Genomic DNA, 13,616 nt, shown 5'->3' on the forward strand with positions numbered 1-13,616 from the left:
GTGCTCACCAGCGCACCGGCAGCTCGCGCAGACCACTCGCGAACCGGCCGGTGAGCGGCCGCAGCTGCGCCACGGGCACGGCCAGGTCCAGCGCGGGCAGCCTGCGCAGCAGCACGTCGAGCACCGAGCGGGAAACCGAGCGCGGCCTTGAGGTCGGCGGGCATTCCTGCGGAGGGTCCAGGGCCGCGTCGCCGGTCAGCGGATAGGTCAGCGCGCGCTCGGCCGGGCTGCTGCTCACGGGGCCTCCTGTCGGGTCCGGGCTGTGGGATCCAGTTAACCGAGCCCGCCGGATTAAGTCAAACGACTGACTTAGTCTGGGCCTCGCTCGGGCCCGGTGCGACCTCGTCTGCGACCCGCGGCACATCCGCGACCCGACCCCGCGGCATACCGCGATGCATATTCCAGTTCGCGGAAAATCATTGCGCGGAAAGCTGTTTCGACGATTATTCAGTGAATTGACCGCTGTTTTCCCGGAAACTGCTAGGCGATCCAGGGATGCAGAGGCACCATGACCTCGCGGAGCGCTTCCCGCGCACCGCAGCCACCCGCAGGAGGAGGGGATCCCGATTATTTCCCGCACAGCGACTCAAGCAGTGACCGTCGTGGCGTCCGCACTGTTCGCCTGCGGCGCGGCAGCGCTGCCGGCGGCCGCGGCCGAACCGGTAGCACCGGCCGCGCAGGCGCAACAGCAGCAGCCGGCCACCGAAGCCACCAATGTCAGCGGTGAGATCAACCTGCTCGCCCGCAACTTCTCCGGCTACGCCAACCTGGTCGACGACCAGGGCACGCCGATCGCCGGGGAGAAGGTGGAGTTCTTCACCCGGGACGGCAGCACGTTCCTGGCCTCCGGAGTGACCTCCGCGGACGGCGGCGTCGTCATCTCCGAAGCGCTGCCGTTGGGTCTGGACACCGTCCAGCTGCTGACCGGTGTCGAAGCGCGCTTCTCCGGTGGCGGCGACTACGCGCCGTCCTCGGCGACCGGGGCGGTGACGCCCAAGGTCTGACCACCAGCCGCGCCCGCACCGCCCGGAGGGTCCCGGCCGCCGGGACCCTCCGGGCCCGACCGGGCAGGACGGGGCCCACCGGGCCATGTGCGGCACCCGCCGCACCCGGTAGCGTTGCTCGCGCACCGCGCACACCCTCCGGGCCGGACCCGCTCCCCCGCACGGCCAGCGCACTCCGGAGGGCCGCAAAGCTCCGAGGAGGCGCACACATGGCCGGCACTCGCGACGACGACGCACCCAGCTCGGCGTTGTTCGACGAGCAGCACTCGGCCGAGATCGTGGCCGGCAGCTTCGCCGCGACGCCGGATCCGCGGCTGCGCGAGATCATGACGGCGCTCGTCGAGCACGCGCACGCCTTCGTCGAGGAGGTGGGCCTGACCACTGCCGAATGGCAACACGCCATCGACTTCCTGACCGAGACCGGGCAGGCGTGCAGCGGCACTCGTCAGGAGTTCATCCTGCTCTCCGACGTGCTCGGTGTGTCGATGCTGGTGGAGACGCTCAACAACCGGTCGGGCGACACCCTCACCGAGTCCACTGTGGAAGGTCCATTCCACCTGCTCGCCTCGCCGCGACGTGAGCTCGGCGACGACATCGACGAGGTGGGTTCCGGTGAGCCGTGCCTGATCACCGGTCGGGTCCTGGACGACCGCGGCGACCCGGTCGCCGGCGCGCAGGTCGATGTCTGGCAGGCCGACGCGGACGGGTTCTACGACGTGCAGCGCCCCGGGGAGGTGCCGGAGCGCAACCTACGCGGCCTGTTCAGCACCGACGAGTCGGGGCGGTTCTGGTTCCGCAGCGTGGTCCCGTGCTACTACCCGATCCCGACCGACGGCCCGGTGGGTCGGCTGCTGCACGCGTCCGACCGGCACCCGTACCGGGCCGCGCACGTGCACTTCGAGGTGAGCGCCCCCGGAGTCCGGACGCTGACCACCCACCTGTTCGTGGCCGGATCGCCCTACCTGGACTCCGACGCGGTCTTCGGCGTCAAACGCAGCCTCATCCGCGAATTCGCCGAGGTCGACGATCCGGACCGCGCGGAGGAAGCAGGTCTGCGCAACCCGTTCCGCCACGCCGACTTCCCGATCATCGTGCAGCGTGAGCAAGCACCGCCCCCGGCGGCCACTTCCGACGACGGCCGGTGACCCCGGCCCGCCGGACCGCGCACGTGCGGTCCGGCGGGCCGGTCGTCAGGCCGTGCCGCGGGGTTCCAGGCGCAGCACCGATCCCTCGCCGTTGGCGGCCACCAGCAGCCCGCCGTCCGGGCCGGCCGACAGGTCGGCGAACGAGCGCGGGCGCCCGATGAACCCGTCGGTGACCACCGGCTCGTCCCGCTCGATGCCCGGGGGCAGTCCCACCGCCAGCTCCTCCGCCTCGACCTCGACCGCGCCGTCCTGCGGGTGCACGCGGAGCAGCCGCCGGCGGCCGGTCTCCACGACGTAGAGCGCACCGCCGGTGGCCGCCAGGCCCTGCGGGGCCAGCAGGCCGTCGCAGACCGCGACCGGGCCGTCCGCGTCCAACCGCAGCAGGCTGCCGAGCCGCTCATCGGTGGTGTAGCACGTCCCGTCGGCGGTCACCGCCACGCCGACCGGCGCGGGCAGGTCCTCGGCCAGCACGGTCACCGCATCGTCCTCGTCGAACGCGAGGACCTGCCCGGAACCGGGCACGGCCACCACCACCCGGCCGTCCGGCGCGACCGCGATCCCGGCCGGTTCGCCGAGTCCGCGCGCCCGCACCCGCGAGCTCTTCTGCCGCGGGTCGTAGGTGTACACCTCACCGCGCGCGGTGGTCAGCTGCAGCACGTCGCCGTCGGCGGCCACGGTGCGCACGTAGGTCGGCAGCGAGGCCGTGGCCACGTCCACCGGGGTGACCTCACCGGAGTCGCCGGTGCTGACCAGGCTGAAGTGGTCGGTGGCGAACACGGTGCCGCTCCGGTCGGCGGTGACGCCGAACGGGCCGTTCATCCCTCGCCGCACGATGTCCCGGGTCCGTCCGTCCTCGTGCACCTCGGTGATGCCGCCGTGCGCGAAACTGGACACGTACATGCGGTTCTCGGCGTCGAAGGCGGCGTTGTCCAGGCCGGCCAGCCCGGTGCGGATGAGCGAGCGCTCCCCACTGTCCTGGTCGATGCGGGTGATCACGCCGTGCGGGCCGCAGGACAGCACCCGCAGCTCCCCGCCCCGGTCGAAGCGCACCGCGACCGGCGCGTCGAGGTCCTCGGCGACCAGCTCCGGCTGCCCGCCCTCCGGCGGGATCCGCCAGACTTGCCGGTCCATCATGTGCGGGTAGTAGAGCTTGCCGTCCGGGCCGAGCTGCATCGCGTTGCCCAGCGCGAGGCCGCCGGTGAGCAGCTTGGGCTCGCTGCCGTCCGGGAAGACCTCGAACAACCGGCCGCCGGGGCGCATCTCGTTGACGAACAGCCGGTCGCCGACGCAGGTGATGCCGTTGGGCTGGCGCACCGTCTCGGTCAGCAGCGCGTACTCGCCCGCGGTGCTGCGCCGCCAGACCCGGCTCGGCGCGATGTCGGCGATGTACATGGTGCCGTCACCGGCGAAGGCCAGGTCGTCGGGCGTCTGCACCGGGCTGTCCAGCGGCACCACGATCTCGACGTCGCCGGTGGCGATGTCGACGGCGCTGATCTGCCCGGCCAGGAACTGGGCCACGTACAGGCGCCCGTCCGGGCCGAAGGCCGTTCCGTTGGATCCCCACAGCGGGTTGGTGTCATTGAGCCGCCGCAGGTTCCACCGCGGGCTGCTGGGCTGTCCCTGCCCGGGAGTGTGGAAACGACTGGTGGTCATCGGGTTCTCCTGGGCTGGTCAGTCGGCGAGCACGTCGGACAGGCCGTCACCGGCGCGCCACCGGCGCAGCAGCTCGGCGAAGTCGAGGGCGTTGCCCGCGTAGGTCTCGCGGCGGGCCGGCGGGCGGCCCTCGTTGTTCAGGTAGCCGGGCGTGCACTCGGCCAGCACCGTCATTTCCGGGGCTTCGCGCCGGATGCGGTCGACCCACGCCTGTTCGGCCTCCGCGGTGGGTTCCACGCATCCGCTACCGTGCTTCTCGGCGGCCGCGATGACCTCGGCGATGTGCGCGGCCTGGTCGTCGAGCACGTGCGCGAAGTTGACCGCCACCCCGTTCTGCGACGGGCCCATGCAGAACAAGTTCGGGAAGCCGTGGCTGGTGAACCCGTGCAGGGTGCGGGCCCCGCCGCGGAAGTGCTCGGCGATGGGCCGGCCGTCCCGGCCGTGCACCCGCGGCCCGGCGAAGGCCGGGTGCGTGCGACCCACCTCGAACCCGGTCGCGAAGATGATGCAGTCGACCTCGTACTCGGTCCCGCCGCTGACCAGGCTGTGCTCGGTGATGCGCTCCACTCCCCGACCGCCGGTGTCGACCAGGCTGACGTTGGGGCGGTTGAACGCGGGCAGGTACTCATCGCTGAACGTGGGTCGCTTGCAGTCGTAGCGGTACCAGGGCTTGAGCGCCTCGGCCGTGTCCGGGTCCTCGACGACGGCGTCCACGCGGTCGCGGATCTGGTTCATCTTGCGGAAGTCGGCGAGCTCGCGGGCCCGGAAGCGCTGCTGCTCGCTCAGCGACGGATCGCCGAGTTCGCGGAGCAGGTCGCGGAGGTGGCGGGTGGGATCGGCCCATCGATCGACGACCGAGTCGTCGGCGGTGGTCTGCCCGTCGACGACGGCCAGGAAGTTGTCCCGGCGCGCGCGGTGCCAACCGGGTTCGAGGCTGCGCAGCCAGTCCGGATCGGTGGGCCGGTTGCCGCGTTCGTCCACGGCCGACGGTGTGCGCTGGAAGACGTAGAGGTGCGCGGCGTCCTGGGCCAGCGCGGGAACGCACTGGATGGCGGTGGCGCCGGTGCCGATCACGGCCACCCGCTTGTCCGCCAGCCGGTGCATCCCGCCGGTCTGGTCGCCGCCGGTGTAGGCGTAGTCCCAGCGGCTGGTGTGGAAGGTGTGCCCGCGGAAGTCGTCGATACCGGGGATGCCGGGCAGTTTCGGCCTGCTGAACGGGCCCGCGGAGAAGATGACGTACCGGGCGGTCATGGCGTCGCCCTGGTCGGTGGTCACCCGCCACCGCTGCGCGGGCTCGTCCCAATCCATCCCGGTGACCTCGGTCTGGAAGCAGGCGTCGCGGTACAGGCCGAAGGTCTCGGCGATGGCCTGCGCGTGCTTGCGGATGTCGTCGCCGCGCGCGTACTTCTCCTCCGGGACCGAGCCCACCTCCTCCAGCAGTGGGAGGTAGATGTAGGACTCGATATCGCAGCGCACCCCGGGGTAGCGGTTCCAGTACCAGGTTCCGCCGACGTCGCCGGCCTTCTCCACCACGCGGATGGAGTCGACGCCGGCCAGGCGCAGCCGCGCTCCGGCGAGCAGCCCGCCGAACCCGGCCCCGACCACGAGCACGTCGACGTCGTCGGTCAGCGGTGCGCGGTCGCGTCCGGTGGTGACGTAGGGGTCGTCGACGTAGTAGCCGAAGTCACCGGTCGGGGCGATGTACTGCGTGGCCCCGTCCGGGCGCAGCCGCCGGTCGCGTTCGGCCCGGTAGCGGTCCCGCAGGACCTGCGGGTCGAACCCGAGCTCCTCGGGCCCGAGCAGTTCCGGCCCCGTATCGACGTCGTCCATCCGCACACCTTTCTCACCGGCAGTTCGGGATCCGGCGCTCGTGAGCGAACACCGCGCCGTCGATTAAATCAAACGATTGAATAACTCGCCACGAACCGGTCACCGCGCAACGTTCTTCTTGTTGCGGACGGTCAGCGAGCCACCCCGCAGCGGGATGCCCACCCCCACCCGTCCAGGTCGCCGGCGATGTGGCCGAGCTCCCGGAAGCGCCCGGGAAGCTCCGGAGCACACCGGCGTTGTGGTTGTATGAGACTGACGGTCCGGCGCCCCGCCGCAGTGCTGCCTGCCCGGCGCGCGAACGGCGCCACCAGTGCCAACGGGTGGTGAACGATGACGAGACACACGGTTCGATCCGGCGCGACGCAGGAACGCATCCTGACCACGGCCGAGCGGCTGTTCGCCGAGCACGGCGTCTACGCCGTGTCCAACCGCCAGATCGGCGAGGCCGCCGGGCAGGGCAACACCGCCGCGGTGGGCTACCACTTCGGCACCAAGCAGGACCTCGTCCGCGCCATCGCCCGCAAGCATGCCGCGGAGATCGAGCAGATCCGCGCACGGATGGTCGCCGAGACCGCCGGATCGACCGCGATGCGCGACTGGGTGGCATGCATGGTGCACCCGACCGCCGAGCACCTGGCCGACCTCGGATCACCGACCTGGTTCGCGCGGTTCAACGCCCAGATCATGACCGATCCGGCGCTGCGCCGGATCCTCACCGAGGAATCGATCACCTCGCCGTCACTGCTGGAAGCGATGGAGCAGCTCAACCGCCTGCTGCCCTCGCTGCCTCCCGAGGTGCGCGCCGAGCGCGGCGATATGACCCGCCAGCTGCTGGTGCACATGACCGCGGAACGCGAACGCGCGATCAGCGACGGCACGCCGACGCCGCGGGAGAGCTGGACGCACGCCTCGGCCGGGCTCATCGACGCGATCACCGCGATCTGGACGGCCCCGGCCAGCGACCCCGACCGCTGACCCGCAAGCTTCGGGTGCGGACGCGGACGAGCCGGGTACTAGACTGCTCCGGTGTCCGCTCCGCGATCGATGGACCGCCGCACCCGGCGCACCCGTTCGGCGCTGGAAAACGCGCTGCTGCAGCTCATCACCGAGCACGACCTCAACCAGATCTCCGTCTCCGATGTCGCGGGCAGCGCCGACGTGCACCGGTCGACGTTCTACGAGCACTACACCGACGTGCCCGATCTCGCCGCCGCGGCCTGCACCGAGATGTTCGACCAGCTGATCTCCGGGGTGCGTGAGCTCTCCGCCGGCGGCGGCCCCTCCGCCGATGTGGCACACGCGGCGCTGACCGGCGTGTTTCGCCACGTCGCCGAGCACGCGCGGCTGTACACCGCGCTGCTCGGCGACGACGGCAGCGCCCGGGTGATGAATTACCTGCTGACCCGGATGACCACGAGCACGCGCGCGGGCCTGGCCGAACGCGGCGGCACCGGTGACTCCGCGGCACCGGTACCGCCGTTCATCGCCGGGGCTCTGCTGGCCACGATCATCGACTGGCTGCGCGGCGGCTGCCCGGGCAGCCCGGAGGAGCTCAGCACCGCGATCTGGCCGCACCTGCTGGCCGCCGCGTCGGCGGAACCCGGCGACCGGTGACGCGCGTGCGGCCCCGGGTGCGCCCGGCGGCGCACGCGCGTCACCACCGCACCGGCACCTCGCGCAGGCCGCCGACCAGAAGCCCTTCCACGCGTTCCAACTCCGCGCTGGGCACGGCCAGTTCCAGCGACGGGAGTTCGCGCAGCAGGACCTCCAGCGCCACCTGCAGTTCGGTGCGCGCCAGCGCCTGACCCAGGCAGGAGTGCGGCCCGGCCCCGAAGGTCAGGTGCGGGTTGGGGCTGCGGCCGAGGTCCATCTCCTCGGCGCCGGCGAAGACCTCCCCGTCCCGGTTGGCGGCGGGCATGCTGCAGATGACGGTGCTCCCGCCGGGCAGGACGTCGTCGCCGAGTTGCACGTCCTCGCTGAGGTAGCGCCGCAGCCCGAACCCGAGGTTGGCGTCGAAGCGCAGCGCTTCCTCCACCGCAGTGCGCACCAGCGACGGGTCGGCGACCAGCCGCTGCCACCGGTCGCGGTCGGCCAGCAGCAGGGAGACCATCTTGCCGATCATGTTGGCGGTCGTCTCGTGCCCGGCCACCAGCAGCGACATCCCGGTGGCGCGGATCTCCTCGTCGGAGAGCCCGCCGTGCTCCGGCCCGCCGTCCAGGATCAGCGCGCCGAGCAGGTCGTCGCCCGGATCGGCCCGCTTGTCGGCGACGTGCGCGGCCATGTAGTCGGTGAACTCGGCGTGCGCGCGCTGGATCTCCTCGCGGGAGAAGCGGGTCACGCTCAGGAAGGTGTCCGACCAGTGCGCGAACCGGTCGCGGTCGGCGGCGGGGACGCCGAGGATGTCGCAGATGACGTAGACGGGCAGCGGGAACCCGAGCGCGGCCTTGAGGTCGGCCGGGGCGCCGCCGGCGACCATATCGGCGATGAGGTCCTCGGCGATGCCGGCCATGCCCGGGCGCAGCGCGGCCATGCGCCGGGCGGTGAACCACTTGCCCACGGTGCGCCGCCACCGCTGGTGCTCCTCGCCCTTCGCGGCGATCGCCATGGACGAACCGCCTTCTGCCGCAACACCTCCGGTGCCTTCCGGGGCGACACGGGCCGCGCCGGGGTCCTGGCTGGTGGGGCGGGCGAAGCGCGGGTCGGCCAGCAGGTCGCGGACGTCGCCGTGCCGGGTGAGCAGCTTCGCGCGGTCACCGGTGGGCAGCTCGACCTCGGCCACCGGGCACGTCTGCCGCAGCTGCTCCCACTCGGCGGGCGGATCCAGCGGTCCGGCCGGCTGCAGGGGGTAGGCCAGGACCTGGTCGTCGGAGTGCATTCCGTCCTCCTGTTCGGCAGTGCGATGCCGGAGCGGTCCGCACCGCCCGGGCTCGGCAAGGTGGCCCGTTCCCCTACAGGTGTCGGCAAACCACCACGTGCAGCCTACACATCGCGGCCGAGCGCCGGCATCCGTCAGGCGGACGCGGGCCCCGGGCGCAGGTCCATCCGGCGCAGCAGCTGGGCGTTGAGCGCCACGACGACGGTGGACAGCGACATGAGCACCGCACCGACCGACATCGGGAGTACGAAACCGATCCCGGCCAGCACCCCGGCCGCCAGCGGTACGGACACGAGGTTGTACCCGGCCGCCCACCAGAGGTTCTGCTTCATCTTGCGGTAGCCCGCCTCGGACAGCTCGATCACCGACAGCACCGAGCGCGGATCGTCGCTGGCGAGGATGACGCCCGCCGACGCGATGGCCACATCGGTGCCCGCCCCGATCGCGATGCCGACGTCGGCCCGGGCCAGCGCGGGCGCGTCGTTGACACCGTCGCCGACCATGGCCACCCGGTCGCCCTCGCGCTGCAGATCCCGGACCCGGGCGGATTTGTCCTCCGGGCGCACCTGGGCGAACGTGCGGTCGATGCCCAGCTGACCGGCCACCGAGCGCGCCACCGCCTCGGCGTCGCCGGTGATCATCGCGACCCGGATCCCGCGGCGGTGCAGCGCGGTCACGGCCTGCCGCGACTCCGGACGGATCTCGTCGGTGAGCTCCAGCGCGCCGAGCACCTGCCCGTCCCGCAGCACGTGCAACGTGGTCGCGCCGTGCTCCCGCCACTGCGCGGCGACCGGAACTTCGGCGGCACCGAGCTGCGCCAGCAGCCGCGGACCGCCCACCCGGACCTCGCCGCCCTCGACCTGCGCGCGCACACCGGTCCCGGGTTCGGAACCGAACCCGGTGGCGGCCGGCACGGCCAGTCCGCGGTCCGCGCACGCTTGCAGGACCGCCCGGGCCAGCGGGTGCTCGCTGCCGGACTCGGCCGCGGCGGCCAAGCGCAGCACAGTGTCCTCGTCGGTTCCGGCGACCGCGTGCACCGCGGCGAGGCCGGGGGCGCCGCGCGTGAGGGTCCCGGTCTTGTCGAAGAGCACGACGTCGATCCGGCGCATCGTCTCCAGGGCCAGCCGGTCCTTGACGAGGACACCGCCGCGGGCGGCGCGTTCGGTGGCGATGGACACGACCAGCGGGATCGCCAGGCCCAGCGCGTGCGGGCAGGCGATCACCAGCACCGTGATCGTGCGCACCACCGAGACGTCGGGCAGGCCCAGCAGCGTCCAGACCGCGGCGGTGAGCACCGCGGCGCCCAGGGCGAACCAGAACAACCACGCCGCCGCGGTGTCGGCGATGCGCTGCGCCCGCGACGACGAGTTCTGCGCCTGGGACACCAGCCGCTGGATCCCGGCCAGCGCGGTGTCCTGCCCGGTGGCGGTCACCTCGATGCGCAGTCCCGAATCGGTGGCCACCGTGCCCGCGGTGACCTGCTCGCCGATCCCGCGCGGCACGGCGCGGGATTCCCCGGTGACCATGGATTCGTCGATGTCGGCGGCCCCGTCCAGCACGCACCCGTCGGCCGGGATGCTGCCGCCGGGCCGCACCACGACCACGTCGCCGACCTGCAGCCGGTCCGGGGGCACCGCGACGAGCGCATCGTCCTCGACCCGTTCGGCCTGATCGGGCAGCAGCGCCGCCAGCGAGTCGAGCGCCGAGGTCGTGCGCGCCAGCGAGCGCATCTCGATCCAGTGCCCCAGCAGCATGATGACGATGAGCAGCGCCAGTTCCCACCAGAAGTCGAGCTGGTGGTCGGCCAGGCCGAGCACGGCGGCCCACGAGGCGAGGAAGGCCACCGTGATCGCCAGCGCGACCAGCAGCATCATCCCGGGCTTGCGGGACCGGATCTCGCCGGCGGCGCCGGTCAGGAACGGCCGGCCGCCCCAGGCGTACATGACCGTGCCCAGCACCGGCGAGACCCAGCCGATCCCGGGCGCGTCCGGCAGCCGATAGCCGATGATCATCGCGAACATGTCCGAGAGCAGCACGACCGGCACCGCGAGAACGAGCATCAGCCAGAACAGGCGCCGGAACGCGGCGACGTGGTCCCCGTGGTCGTGGTGCCCGTGCTCGCCGTTGCCACTGTGCTCGTCCGCGTCCGTCGCGGAGGCGCGATCGGAAGTGCTCATCCCGGGATTGTCCGCGAGCCGGCCGCCGCCGACTATCCGGCCGCGGCGAGGTCGGTGACCAGCTCGAAGGCGACCGCGTACTGCGTGCCCAATAGCTCACCCGCCCGGCGGGCGTTGCCGACCACGTGGTCCACCGACCACTGCTCGCCGCCGAGCGCGTCGAGGTAGGCGCGGTGCTCGCGCAGCGCCGCCAGACCGGTCTCCAGCTGTTGCGTGACGTCGACCGCATGGTCGATGCCGGGTGCGTCCGCGACCGCGACCCAGCGCAGCGACGGGAGCGGTTCCGCGCGCAGTGCGCCCAGCGCGGCCTGCCCCGCGGCGCGGTGGTCGTCGGAGTTCGCACCGCCGAAGGCCCACTGCGCGTGGTGGTTGAGCAGCACGACCAGTTCCGGATCGCGGCGGTGCAGCTCGCGGGCGATGTTCGCGCGCAGCTCGGCCGTGTCGACCAGCGCACCGTCCGGGTAGCGCAGGAAGGCGAGGTCGTGCACGCCGGTGCGCTGCGCGCCCGCACGTTCCTCCTGCTCGCGCAGCGGCCCGGCCTGCGCAGCGGGCATGCCTTCGATGCCCTGTTCCCCGCTGGTGAGCAGCAGGTAGCTCACCGCCTTGCCCTGCCCGGTCCAGCGCGCGACGGCCGCGGCCGGCCCGTACTCCACGTCGTCCGGGTGCGCCACGACGCACACCGCTGTGCGCCAATCCTCGGGCATGGCCCGCAGTTCCGGTTCCGCACCGCTCATCGCGCCACCTCGCTTCCCCGCGCGCCGGGCGGGAGGCCACAGCGAGGCGGGCACCACGCCGGCACCGGCCCGAACGCGACGATGCTCGCGGTGTACCCCAGCAGCTGCCGGTGGAACCGGCCTTGCCGCTGCCGGGCGAGTCGAGCACCAGCGCACCCTTCCCGGAGAACGGCCGGGTGTCCACGAGGGTCGCCGAGATCGCCGGCACCGCCATCAGTCCCACCCGCCGGACGATCCGACGGTGCTCGTCGTTGCGGCCGACTCCGCACTCCTGGACGAGTCCACTGCGGACCTATCCGAGCTCGCCGATCAGCGTTGGATGACCGCGCGCAGAACAACCCGGTCGCCGACAACGCCGCCCAGCTGGGCTTCCTCCGCAACGGCACTGGACCCGCCGGGTGGTGCGAGCTGAGCGGACCGCCCGATCATCCCGGTTTGCGGGCCAGCACGAAGGCTTGCGGGGTGCGCTCCGGGAAATCGCCGCCGACATCGGCTTCCCGGACGGTGCGCGCGCACGGCTGCAGGCCCGCCCGCCGCAGCATCGCGACCACGTCCTCCGGGTGGCGCCGGTGGAAGTCCAGCGCGACCGCGTGCTCGCCGAAGGACTCGTAGTGCACGACGCCCTCCCCGGCCTGGAACCCGAGCTGCAGATAGCCACCCGGCGCGAGGGTGCGGGCGAATTCGGCGAACGCCCGCGGCAGCTGCTCGTCCGGGACGTGGATGGTCGAGTACCAGGCCACGATCCCGGCCAGACCGGCGTCGTCCAGCGCGAGGTCGGTCATCGTGCCCACCTCGAAGCGCAGCTCGGGATGGGCACGGCGTGCGAGCGCGACCATGCGCGGGGCGAGATCGATGCCGAACACCGGCAGGCCCAGCCCGGCCAGGTGGGCGCTGATCCGCCCGGTCCCGCACCCGATGTCGGCGACCGGGCCGGTTTTGGCGCTGCGCACCAGCTCGGCGAATCCGCCCAGCAGGGCGCGGTCCAGCGGTTTCGCCGCCAGCTCCGCACCGATCCACGCGGCGTAGTCCTCGGCCGCGGCGTCGTAGGAGCGCCGGGTGCGCTCCGCGGGGTCCGGTTCGCTCACCGGGGCAGCCTAGAGCAACCCCGGTGCGGTGTCGCCGGGATCGGGGACCATCCGGGCGGCGTTACGGTCAGCGCATGTCCAACGGGGAGAGCGTGCCGCGCTACACGATGCGGCAGTTGGCGGCGTTCGTGGCGGTGGCCGAGACCGGCACGATCAGCGCCGCAGCGGAGCGGCTGCACGCATCGCACTCGGCACTGGCCGCGGCGGTCACCGACCTGGAGCGGGCGCTGAACGTGCAGCTGACCGTGCGGCGCCGGGCGCACGGCGTGCGGTTGACGCCCACCGGGGAGACCGTGCTGATCCGGGCGCGGGCGCTGCTGCACCAGGCCACCGAACTGCAGGCCGATGCGGGCGGGCCGGGCGGTGGGGTGTCCGGTCCGCTGGCGCTCGGCTGCTACACCTCGCTGGGCCCCACGGTGCTGCCCTCGCTGCTGCGCTCCTACACCGTGCGCTACCCGCAGACCCGGGTCGAGCTGCACGAGGACACGCAGAACCGGCTGCGCAAGCAGCTCGTCGACGGCGAGGTCGACCTGGTCATCGCCTACGCGCTGGACCTGCCCGACGAGTGGCGGACCGCCGTGCTGGGCACCCGCCGCCCGCACGTCCTGGTCGGCCCGGAGCACCCGCTGACCGGGGCCGACGGGCCGGTGCGGCTGGCCGAGCTCGCCGAGGACCCGATGATCCTGCTCGACGCGCCGCCCAGCTCGTACCACGCGCTGGAGGTCTGCCGGCAGGCCGGGTTCGAACCGCGGGTGGCCTACCGGACGCAGAACTACGAGACCGCGCGCGCCTTCGTGGGCCGCGATCTCGGCTGGACGCTGCTCGTGCAGCGCCCGGCACCGGAGGTCACCTACGAAGGGCTGCCGGTGGTCGTCAAGGAGTTGCACGATCCGCGGCCGGACCCGGTCGGGGTGGTCGTGGCCTGGCACCGCGGCTCCATGCTCAGCCGGGCTGCGCGGGCATTCATCCGGTTCGCGACGTCCGAGCCGGAGGATTCCGCGGATTTTCCGGGGAACCACCCCCGATAGTCCCGCTTTTCCCCGACCCCGCTCGCTGGACAGGATCAGCCGCGACGCGAGCAGCGCGGCTCGCGCCGACCGGAAAGCGAGTGGA

General features: G+C 72.6%; 12 protein-coding genes. 5 read left to right on the forward strand and 7 right to left on the reverse strand.

Translation table 11 applies throughout. The features are described 5' to 3' along the window. Positions 1 to 4 precede the first annotated feature (4 nt). Positions 5 to 238, reverse strand: a complete 234-nt coding sequence (locus tag IQ251_RS03990; protein WP_193927055.1) for a hypothetical protein — start codon at positions 236 to 238, stop codon at positions 5 to 7. 364 nt (positions 239 to 602) lie between these two features. Between IQ251_RS03990 and IQ251_RS03995 the strand changes: the two genes are divergently transcribed. Continuing rightward, complete coding sequence (locus IQ251_RS03995; RefSeq protein ID WP_193927056.1) at positions 603 to 1,004, forward strand: hypothetical protein; 402 nt, start codon at positions 603 to 605, stop codon at positions 1,002 to 1,004. A 209-nt stretch (positions 1,005 to 1,213) separates the two neighbouring features. After that, positions 1,214 to 2,149 (forward strand): dioxygenase family protein, encoded by a 936-nt coding sequence (locus IQ251_RS04000; RefSeq protein WP_193927057.1) that lies wholly within the window; start codon positions 1,214 to 1,216, stop codon positions 2,147 to 2,149. 45 nt (positions 2,150 to 2,194) lie between these two features. Here the strand turns inward: IQ251_RS04000 and IQ251_RS04005 are convergent, their stop codons facing one another. Then, the gene (locus IQ251_RS04005; RefSeq protein WP_193927058.1) at positions 2,195 to 3,802 is read right to left on the reverse strand and encodes an NHL repeat-containing protein; all 1,608 of its coding nucleotides are present in this window, start codon (positions 3,800 to 3,802) and stop codon (positions 2,195 to 2,197) included. A gap of 18 nt (positions 3,803 to 3,820) precedes the next feature. After that, positions 3,821 to 5,632: a flavin-containing monooxygenase gene (locus IQ251_RS04010; protein WP_193927059.1), complete on the reverse strand. Its 1,812-nt coding sequence runs from the start codon at positions 5,630 to 5,632 to the stop codon at positions 3,821 to 3,823. Between the two features lie 330 nt (positions 5,633 to 5,962). Between IQ251_RS04010 and IQ251_RS04015 the strand changes: the two genes are divergently transcribed. Both IQ251_RS04015 and IQ251_RS04020 read left to right on the forward strand, forming a co-directional pair. Next, positions 5,963 to 6,607 (forward strand): TetR/AcrR family transcriptional regulator, encoded by a 645-nt coding sequence (locus IQ251_RS04015; protein WP_193927060.1) that lies wholly within the window; start codon positions 5,963 to 5,965, stop codon positions 6,605 to 6,607. A 51-nt stretch (positions 6,608 to 6,658) separates the two neighbouring features. Continuing rightward, positions 6,659 to 7,246 (forward strand): TetR/AcrR family transcriptional regulator, encoded by a 588-nt coding sequence (locus IQ251_RS04020; RefSeq protein WP_370591191.1) that lies wholly within the window; start codon positions 6,659 to 6,661, stop codon positions 7,244 to 7,246. A 40-nt stretch (positions 7,247 to 7,286) separates the two neighbouring features. On the opposite strand, the gene IQ251_RS04025 is transcribed toward IQ251_RS04020, so the two are convergent. The 4 genes from IQ251_RS04025 to IQ251_RS04040 all read right to left on the reverse strand — a co-directional run bounded on the left by IQ251_RS04025 (position 7,287) and on the right by IQ251_RS04040 (position 12,503). Further along, a complete protein-coding gene (locus IQ251_RS04025) occupies positions 7,287 to 8,507 on the reverse strand; it encodes a cytochrome P450 (RefSeq protein WP_193927061.1) in 1,221 nt (406 codons plus the stop codon). A 134-nt stretch (positions 8,508 to 8,641) separates the two neighbouring features. Continuing rightward, complete coding sequence (locus IQ251_RS04030) at positions 8,642 to 10,684, reverse strand: heavy metal translocating P-type ATPase (protein WP_193927062.1); 2,043 nt, start codon at positions 10,682 to 10,684, stop codon at positions 8,642 to 8,644. 32 nt (positions 10,685 to 10,716) lie between these two features. After that, positions 10,717 to 11,418, reverse strand: a complete 702-nt coding sequence (locus IQ251_RS04035) for a PIG-L deacetylase family protein (protein ID WP_228046096.1) — start codon at positions 11,416 to 11,418, stop codon at positions 10,717 to 10,719. 425 nt (positions 11,419 to 11,843) lie between these two features. Next, complete coding sequence (locus IQ251_RS04040; protein WP_193927063.1) at positions 11,844 to 12,503, reverse strand: class I SAM-dependent methyltransferase; 660 nt, start codon at positions 12,501 to 12,503, stop codon at positions 11,844 to 11,846. A 74-nt stretch (positions 12,504 to 12,577) separates the two neighbouring features. Here IQ251_RS04040 and IQ251_RS04045 point away from each other — a divergent pair, with 74 nt between their 5' ends. After that, positions 12,578 to 13,531, forward strand: coding sequence for a LysR family transcriptional regulator (locus IQ251_RS04045; RefSeq protein WP_193927064.1), 954 nt, complete (start codon positions 12,578 to 12,580; stop codon positions 13,529 to 13,531). The last annotated feature ends 85 nt before the right edge of the window (positions 13,532 to 13,616 follow it).

The organism is Saccharopolyspora montiporae (genome assembly GCF_015209505.1).
Lineage (GTDB): Bacteria > Actinomycetota > Actinomycetes > Mycobacteriales > Pseudonocardiaceae > Saccharopolyspora > Saccharopolyspora montiporae.